A 7,494-nucleotide genomic window follows, 5' to 3' on the forward strand; every position below is an offset into this window, starting at 1 on the left:
CCGGCGGGGAACGGCAGCGGGTGGCGATCGCCAGGGCGCTGGTCGGCGAGCCGGTCATCGTGCTGGCCGACGAGCCCACGGGCAACCTCGACTCGGGCACCGGCAAGGAGATCATCACGCTGCTGCGCGAGCTTAACCAGCGCGGGACCACGATGGTGATCGTCACCCACGACGCGGGCGTGGCCGACGCCTGCGAGCGCAGGATCGAACTGCGCGACGGGCAGGTGGTCTCGTGAACTCCCGGCTGCGCCCCGGCGACCTCCTCAGGATCGGGCTGCTCGGGCTCAGGACCCACCGCCTGCGGGCGCTGCTGTCGGCACTCGGCGTGGCGATCGGGATCGCCTCGATCGTGGCCGTGCTCGGCGTCACCAGGTCCAGCCAGTCCGCGCTGCTGGCCCAGCTCGACCAGCTGGGCACGAACCTGCTCACCGTGGCCAACGGCCGCGACCTCGGCGGCGCGGAGGCCGAGCTGCCGACCGACGCCACCGGCATGATCCGCCGCGTGGACGGTGTGCTCCAGGTCGCCCCGACCACCCAGCTCGTCCGCCAGAACGTCTACCGCACCAGCAAGATCCCAGCCGGGCAGACCGGCGGCCTGGCCGTACGCGCCTGCGACGACAGCCTGCTGGCCACCCTCGACGGCACGGTACGCGCCGGACGCTTCCTCGACCGGGCCACTGGCCGCTACCCGGTGACGGTGCTCGGCTACGAGGCGGCGCGCACGCTGGGGCTGGCCACGGTGGGGCCGGACACCCGGGTGTGGCTGGGCGGGCACTGGTTCACGGTCGCGGGGATACTCGACCCGTTCCCGCTGGCGCCGGAGATCGACCGGTCGGCGCTGGTGGGGTTCGACGTAGCACACCGCGAGCTGGGTTACGACGGCCATCCGAGCCGCCTGTACGTGCGGGCCGTCCAGGACCGGGTCGAGCAGGTGGCGGCGCTGCTGCCCGCCACGGCCCACGCCGCCTCGCCCGAGCAGGTCAAGGTCGAGCGGCCGTCCGACGCCCTGACCGCGCGGATCGCGGTGGCCGACTCCACCGCCGCGCTGTTCCTGGCGCTCGGCGCGATCGCGCTGCTGGTGGCCGGGATCGGCATCGGGAACATCATGGTCATCTCGGTGCTCGAACGGCGGGGCGAGATCGGGCTGCGCCGGGCGCTCGGTGCGACGCGAGGGCACGTGGCCGGGCAGTTCCTGGCCGAGTCGCTGGCGCTGGGCGTGCTGGGCGGGGGCGCCGGGGTGCTGCTCGGGTGCGCGGTGACCGCCGGGCTGTCCGTGTACCGGGGGTGGAGCGTGCTGATCCCGCCGGAGGCACTGTGGGGCGGGCTCGCGGTCGCGCTGCTGGTCGGAGCGCTGGCCGGGATCTATCCAGCGCTCAGGGCCGCCGGGCTGCCGCCCACGGAGGCGCTGCGCGCGATGTGAGCCGGTTCCAATGCGCGGTCCTGCGGCCGTTACCCCAGGGCCTCGTCCAGCGGGACGAGGCCCTGCTGGAGCGCGAAGATCGCGGCCTGGGTGCGGTCGGCCACGCCGAGCTTGGCCAGGATGCTGGAGACGTGCGTCTTGACGGTCTCCCTGCCCATGCGCAGGTCCCTGGCGATCTCCGAGTTCGACCGCCCCCTCGCCACGGCCGACAGCACCTGACGCTCTCTGGGGGTCAGCAGGTCGAGAGGCCGCGGGCGCCCACCCTGGCGTACCTGTCTGAGCAGCAGCGCGGCGATCCCCGGCTCCAGCACGCTGCCGCCGCGGGCCGCGGCGCGCACCGCCTCGACCACCCGGTCGACCGCGGTCGTCTTGGACAGATACGACAGTGCGCCGAGCCGGACCGCCTCCACGACCCTGTCCTCCTCCTGGAACGAGGTCAGCACGATCACCGCGGGCCGCCCGGCCTCCCCGCGCAGCCTCTCCAGCACCGCGAGCCCGTCCATGACGGGCATGACCAGGTCGAGCAGCACCACGTCGGGCCGCAGCCCCCGTACGGCGTGCAGCGCCGCCGCCCCGTCGCCGCTCTCGCCCGCGACCTCGATCCCCTCCTCCTGTTCCAGGACGAACCGCAGCCCCTGGCGCACCACCTCGTGATCGTCGACGATGAGGACGCGGATCGTCATGGCAGGCTCGCTCTCACGGTGGTGCCGCTTCCGTCGCTGTGGATCTCCCAGGCGCCGCCGAGTTCCTCCACCCGCTCGCGCATCAGCATCAGGCCCATTCCGTGCTTGGTGGCCACGCTGGAGGGGTCGAAGCCCTGGCCGTCGTCCGACACCTCCACGGTGACCGGGCCGTCGTCGCCGCTCAGCCGTACCGTGATCTTGGTTGGGTCCGCGTGCTTGATCGCGTTGCCGAGCGCCTCCTGGACGAGGCGCAGCACCGCGTGCTCGGCCGGGGGCGACAGCGCGACCTCCGCCAGCTCGGCCTCGACCCTGACGCCGAGCCGCGTCTCGTACGCGTGGCAGAGCTCCTCCAGCGCGGGCAGCAGGCCCGCGTCCTCCAGCGCCACCGGCCGCAGCTCCAGCAGCAGCGCCTGCATCTCGCGCATCGTGCGGGCGGCGGTGCGCTCCATCGCCTCGGCCTGTTCGCGCAGGGCGTCCGGCGCGGCTCTGCGCATGCCCCCGGCCAGCAGGCTCAGCGAGAACAGGTCCTGCGAGATCGAGTCGTGCAGTTCCCTGGCGATCCTGCCGCGCTCGGCCTGGCGGGCCTCCGCGCGCGCGGTCAGCCTGGCCGCCTCCACCGACGCGCCGAGCCGGTCGGTCATGATGTTGAACGAATGCTCGAGCGTGCTCACCTCATCGCTCCCGCTGACCGCCACCCGTGGCCGGAAGTCGCCCGAGGCCACGGCCGTCGTGACGCCGGCGAGCCTGCGTACCCTGCTGGTCAGCCGGCGCGTGCTGAGCAGGCCGAACAGCAGCCCGACCGGCACCACCAGCACCAGCGCCAGCAGCCCGGGCGCCAGCAAGGGCGTGAGCGAGTCCACGGACGGCGCGGCGGGCTCGGCCTCCGGCGGGGCCTGGACGTAGACGTACCCGATGATCTGCAGGCCCACCGGCGTCTTCACGGTCACAGGACTGAAGTGCCAGACCGCGGGGCCCACCCTGGTCTTGGACTTGCCGCCGCCGCCTCCCTCGCGGCCCGGCAGGGGAACGTCCAGGACGGTGTCCAGCTCGTAGAGCTTGGGCGCGGTGCTGGCGACGATGACGCCTTCGGTGTCGACGAGCGCCTCCAGCGTCGTGAAGCTCTGGTCGGGCGGCCTGGCGCCGCCCACGAGGGTTCGCCGCTCCCCCATCGCCATCGCCTTCTGCAGGAGTTCGTGGGCGGAGGCGCCGGGCAGCGGCGGTGGCAACCTGGCCGCCTCCTGGCTGAGCGCCTTGGCCTCCCGTCCCGCCTGGTTCTGCAGCACCGAGGCCAGGTCGATGGCGTTGGCCTGCGGCACCACGTAACCGGCCATGATCACGGCCTCGACCAGCAGCACCGCGGTGGCCGTGACCAGCACGTACGACGCCGCCATCCGGCCGCGGAGCCCGAAACGCCACATCAGCGCAGCGTAACGTTTTGGTCATCTTTCTTCCTCCCCCTGCAGGGGGAGCAAAACTTGCGAATCACTCTTTTCGTACGGCTTTCCGCGTACCAATGTGGGATGTATGAATGCTGCGGTAGGAGACCGGCTCCTGGTGCACGGGCATATCGTTGGCGAAAGGGACCGGAGTGGTGTGATCATGGAGGTCCAGGGCCTCAACGGCGAACCTCCCTACATGGTGCGCTTCGACGACGGGCACACCGGGCTGGTGTTTCCGGGTCCAGATGCCGTCGTGGTGCATACGTAAGATTTCCCTGTGAGATCTGAAATCATCTCTGTGGCCACGGGGTCAAGAGAGACGGTGCACGACATCACGGGTGAATGCGCTGATTTCGTGCGCGCGCAGGGCGGGGACGGATTGCTGCACATTTTCGTGCCCCACGCGACCGCCGGCGTCGCCCTGCTCGAGCTTGGCTCGCGCAGCGACGACGACCTGCTCGCCGCGCTGCGCGACCTGCTGCCACCCGACGACCGCTGGCGTCACGCCCACGGCTCGCCAGGTCACGGAAGGTCGCACGTCATGCCGGCGTTGATCCCGCCGTACGCCACCGTCCCCGTGCTGGGCGGGCGATTGGCGCTCGGCACGTGGCAGTCGATCGCACTCGTCGATCTGAACGTCGACAACCCGCAACGCCAGGTTCGCCTGTCGTTTTTGTCTGATTGATTCCGGCCGACTACGGCCGTACCCGTGGCGACCGTTGACGACTGAGGGTCACAGCGTGTGGACTGTGCCGAAGCGATAAACCGCATAAGCGGGGCCACTCAAGCAGGAGGGATAAACGTGAGCGCGACCGCGGGTCAGGCGCAGGGCGAGCGCGGCCTGGCCGAACGGCTCGGCCTCAAGCCGGGTCAGGTGGTGCAGGAGATCGGTTGGGACGAGGACGTCGACGACGAGCTTCGCCAGTCCATCGAGAACCTGACCGGTAACGAGCTGCTGGACGAGGAGAGCGACGACGTCGTCGACGTAGTGCTGCTGTGGTGGCGCGACGGTGATGGGGACCTCTTCGACGTCCTCAGCGACGCCATGCGAGCACTCGCCGACGGCGGCCAGATCTGGCTGCTGACTCCCAAGGCCGGGCGCGATGGCCACGTGGAGCCGAGCGACATCGGGGAGGATGCCGCCACCGCGGGTCTCTCGCAGACCAGCAGCATCTCCGCCGCATCCGACTGGTCCGGGACCAGGCTCGTCACGCCCAAGGGCAAACGGTAGGGAGCCCGAGCGCCTTCCGTGCGGCAGGATGGTGCCTGTGAACGCACATCCTGCCGAGGTCGGCGCCCTGGCGCCGGATTTCGAGCTGCAGGACCAGCACGGCACCCCGGTGAGCCTGTCTCAGTTCCGGGGCTCCAAGGTCGTGCTGGTCTTCTACCCGCTTGCCTTCAGCGGGATCTGTCACAGCGAGCTGTCGACGCTGCGCGACCAGCCCCTCGAGGGCGCACAGCTGCTGACCGTCTCGGTCGACTCCCTGTTCACGCACCGTGCGTGGGCGGATCGCGAGGGTTACACGTTTCCGCTGCTCTCCGATTTCTGGCCACACGGACAGGTCGCGCGGGCGTACGGTGTGTTCGATGAGACGAAGGGGTTCGCTCTTCGGGGGACCTTCGTCATCGACGGCGACGGCGTGATCCGGTGGTCGGTGGTCAATCCGATCTCCTCGGCACGTGACGTCGCCGACTACGTGAAGGCACTCGCCGACATTTCTTGACTTCGGAGGGAACCATGCCCTGCTACCGATGCGGGGCCCGGCAGACCGACCCGGTGCGCGGCGCCAGCCCATGGCAGCGCGGGGTGCGCAACGAGACCCAGGTGTTGATCTGCCCGGACTGTCAACGGCTGCACGACCTCGACCTGGCCTCGTGCTCGACGTGCGGGTCGACCGCGCTGATCTGCCGGCTGGGCGAGGTGGAGTGCCGGTCCTGCGGGGCCGTACGGCTGGCCCGCTCGGACACGCTCACGCCCTCCGCCATGACGCCGCCGCCGGGGCTGTCGGCGGAGGTGGAGGCAGCGCTCAACCGCGTGCTCGGAGGCGCCTGACCGCCCAGGCGCCGCTACGGGTCCGTCTCCGTGGCTCTGGTGCCGGTAGGGGGTCCGCCTCGGTCGCTCTCGTGACAAGAGGGACCGTTGAGAGGCCCCTCGGGAGTCCTCTGGAAGGCCATGAGGGGGCTCGGGACGGACCCGAATCCTGGGAAGTCCCGGAGACACTCTTTCCAGACATTTGCTGAGCTGCGCTATCGTCTCCTTCCGTGTCCGCAATGAGTTCGTTCGTCGTCGCGCTCGACGTCGGTGGCACGTCCATGAAGGGCGGCCTGGTCAGCGAGTCCGGCGCGGTGCTGCTGAGCGAGCGGCGCCCGACCCCCCGAGCGGAGGGCCCGGAGGCGGTCGTGGCCGCCATCTCCGACTTCATCAGCCACCTGGCCGCCTCGGGCGACGGCATCCCGGCGGGCGTCGGCCTGGCCGTACCCGGACTGGTGTCCGACAACTCCGCCCTCTACGCGGCGAACCTGGGCTGGCGCGACGTCCCCGCCGCGAGCTTCACCAGTCTGGACATCCCGGTCCTGCTCGGCCACGACGTACGCACCGGCGGCCTCGCGGAGAGCATCCTGGGCGCGGGCCGGGGCCTTTCCGACTTCCTCTTCCTCCCCATCGGCACGGGAATCGCCGGCGCCTCGATCATCCGCGGCGAGCCGTACGGCGGCTCCTCGGGCTGGGCCGGCGAGATCGGCCACACCCCGGTCTTCCCGGACGGGGAACAGTGCGCGTGCGGCCAGTTCGGCTGCCTGGAGACGTACGCCTCGGCGGCCTCGGTAGGACGCCGCTACAGCCAGCGAACCGGCGTGGAGGGCGTCAAGGCGGAGCAGGTGGTCTCCTCCGACGACCCGATCGCCATAGAGGTCTGGGACGAGGCCGTGGAGGCCCTGTCACTGGCCCTGGCCACGTACACGCTCCTGCTGGACCCCTCGGTGATCGTCCTCGGCGGCGGCCTGGCCGAAGCGGGCCCGGCCCTCTTCGACCCGGTACGCACCCGCCTCGTCAAGCGCCTGGCCTTCCGCGAGGCACCCCCCTTGATCCCGGCGGCGCTTGGGGTGGACGCGAGCATGCTCGGCGCGGCCCTCCTGGGCTGGCGCGCCGCAGGCCGCCCCGAACTGGGCCCCGGGTGGGTGGTGGATGTGCGATCGGGCCCCGTGGTGTCGTAAGGTGTAGTGCCGATCAGGGGCGGTTAGCTCAGCGGTAGAGCACTCGCCTTACAAGCGAGGGGTCACTGGTTCGAACCCAGTACCGCCCACCTGCATCAAGAGCCCCGTCTCCGATCATGGAAACGGGGCTTCGTTCCATTAACCGGTGCGACAGAGCCCATTCGAAGATCCATTGGAGTCGTTCGCGATCTCCGCGTTCATCGCGTCGGCGATCCTGCGGTCAGCCTCGGCCGTGATGCGCTGATAGATCAGCGCGGCCCGAACCAAGTCATGCCCCATGCGCAGCATGAGATCTTTGGGGCTCGCGCCGGTGCTCGCCGCGATCGTGTTGCCGGCGTGTCGGAGATCATGGAAGCGCAGGCCCGGGAAACCGATCTTTCTCGTGCTCGTGTCTCACTTGGCCGCACGCCGTATGTTGCTCCGGCAGAGGATGCCGCCCCGTGAGCCGGTGAAGATCAGCACATCGGGCCTCTGGGGTGGTGAACTGGTCGAGATGAACGCGGAGTGCCGGGATGATCCTTTTCGGGATTGCGACCGTACGGACTCCCGTGCGGGACGTGGGCGGACCGACGAGGAGTTCGCCCATGTCGAGCTCGACATACCGTTGCCGAACGCCGACGGTCCGGGCCGCGAAATCAAGCGGCGGCGCGCCGCGCCGCCGTACCCGGCCCTCCACCGCCCCGCCGGCCGCGCATGCGGCCTGGGGGCCGGGCCCGGCCGGCGGCGGCCCGGGCCGGAG

Annotated in this window: 11 protein-coding genes and 1 tRNA gene; 10 read left to right on the top strand and 2 right to left on the bottom strand. The window is 70.6% G+C overall.

Annotated features, from left to right (window positions below):
• Both AB0J09_RS49910 and AB0J09_RS49915 read left to right on the top strand, forming a co-directional pair.
• Positions 1–236 (top strand): ATP-binding cassette domain-containing protein (locus AB0J09_RS49910; RefSeq protein WP_360708132.1); only part of this gene is annotated, 236 nt, incomplete at its 5' end.
• Positions 233–1,420, top strand: coding sequence for an ABC transporter permease (locus AB0J09_RS49915; protein ID WP_360708135.1), 1,188 nt, complete (start codon positions 233–235; stop codon positions 1,418–1,420). The genes AB0J09_RS49910 and AB0J09_RS49915, both read left to right, overlap by 4 nt.
• Before the next feature lie 29 nt (positions 1,421–1,449).
• Here AB0J09_RS49915 and AB0J09_RS49920 read toward each other — a convergent pair whose 3' ends face one another.
• Together AB0J09_RS49920 and AB0J09_RS49925 are read right to left on the bottom strand one after the other, a co-directional pair.
• Positions 1,450–2,103, bottom strand: a complete 654-nt coding sequence (locus AB0J09_RS49920; protein WP_360708138.1) for a response regulator transcription factor — start codon at positions 2,101–2,103, stop codon at positions 1,450–1,452.
• Positions 2,100–3,521, bottom strand: coding sequence for a HAMP domain-containing sensor histidine kinase (locus AB0J09_RS49925; protein ID WP_360708141.1), 1,422 nt, complete (start codon positions 3,519–3,521; stop codon positions 2,100–2,102). The genes AB0J09_RS49920 and AB0J09_RS49925 overlap by 4 nt, the downstream gene beginning before the upstream one ends.
• Positions 3,522–3,627: 106 nt before the next feature.
• Between AB0J09_RS49925 and AB0J09_RS49930 the strand changes: the two genes are divergently transcribed.
• The 8 genes from AB0J09_RS49930 to AB0J09_RS49965 form a co-directional block, all read left to right on the top strand.
• Positions 3,628–3,810 (top strand): DUF1918 domain-containing protein, encoded by a 183-nt coding sequence (locus AB0J09_RS49930; RefSeq protein WP_360708144.1) that lies wholly within the window; start codon positions 3,628–3,630, stop codon positions 3,808–3,810.
• Between the two features lie 9 nt (positions 3,811–3,819).
• Positions 3,820–4,227, top strand: a complete 408-nt coding sequence (locus tag AB0J09_RS49935; protein WP_360708147.1) for a secondary thiamine-phosphate synthase enzyme YjbQ — start codon at positions 3,820–3,822, stop codon at positions 4,225–4,227.
• Between the two features lie 117 nt (positions 4,228–4,344).
• Positions 4,345–4,773, top strand: a complete 429-nt coding sequence (locus AB0J09_RS49940) for a DUF3052 domain-containing protein (RefSeq protein ID WP_360708150.1) — start codon at positions 4,345–4,347, stop codon at positions 4,771–4,773.
• Between the two features lie 28 nt (positions 4,774–4,801).
• Positions 4,802–5,266, top strand: coding sequence for a peroxiredoxin (locus AB0J09_RS49945; protein ID WP_360708152.1), 465 nt, complete (start codon positions 4,802–4,804; stop codon positions 5,264–5,266).
• A 14-nt stretch (positions 5,267–5,280) separates the two neighbouring features.
• Positions 5,281–5,595: a hypothetical protein gene (locus AB0J09_RS49950; RefSeq protein WP_360708155.1), complete on the top strand. Its 315-nt coding sequence runs from the start codon at positions 5,281–5,283 to the stop codon at positions 5,593–5,595.
• Positions 5,596–5,813: 218 nt separating this feature from the next.
• Complete coding sequence (locus tag AB0J09_RS49955) at positions 5,814–6,755, top strand: ROK family protein (protein WP_360708161.1); 942 nt, start codon at positions 5,814–5,816, stop codon at positions 6,753–6,755.
• 17 nt (positions 6,756–6,772) lie between these two features.
• Positions 6,773–6,844, top strand: a tRNA-Val gene (locus tag AB0J09_RS49960).
• A 359-nt stretch (positions 6,845–7,203) separates the two neighbouring features.
• On the top strand, positions 7,204–7,494 hold a 291-nt coding region (locus tag AB0J09_RS49965; protein WP_360708158.1), incomplete at its 3' end, for a hypothetical protein.

Source organism: Nonomuraea sp. NPDC049784 (assembly GCF_040659615.1).
GTDB lineage: Bacteria > Actinomycetota > Actinomycetes > Streptosporangiales > Streptosporangiaceae > Nonomuraea.

Excerpts from the sequence above, each read along its gene's own strand:
- AB0J09_RS49925 (WP_360708141.1), bottom strand. The coding sequence starts at position 3,521 with ATGTGGCGTTTCGGGCTCCGCGGCCGGATGGCGGCGTCGTACGTGCTG.
- AB0J09_RS49930 (WP_360708144.1), top strand. The coding sequence starts at position 3,628 with ATGAATGCTGCGGTAGGAGACCGGCTCCTGGTGCACGGGCATATCGTT.
- AB0J09_RS49945 (WP_360708152.1), top strand. The coding sequence starts at position 4,802 with ATGGTGCCTGTGAACGCACATCCTGCCGAGGTCGGCGCCCTGGCGCCG.
- AB0J09_RS49955 (WP_360708161.1), top strand. The coding sequence starts at position 5,814 with ATGAGTTCGTTCGTCGTCGCGCTCGACGTCGGTGGCACGTCCATGAAG.
- AB0J09_RS49920 (WP_360708138.1), bottom strand. The coding sequence starts at position 2,103 with ATGACGATCCGCGTCCTCATCGTCGACGATCACGAGGTGGTGCGCCAG.
- AB0J09_RS49950 (WP_360708155.1), top strand. The coding sequence starts at position 5,281 with ATGCCCTGCTACCGATGCGGGGCCCGGCAGACCGACCCGGTGCGCGGC.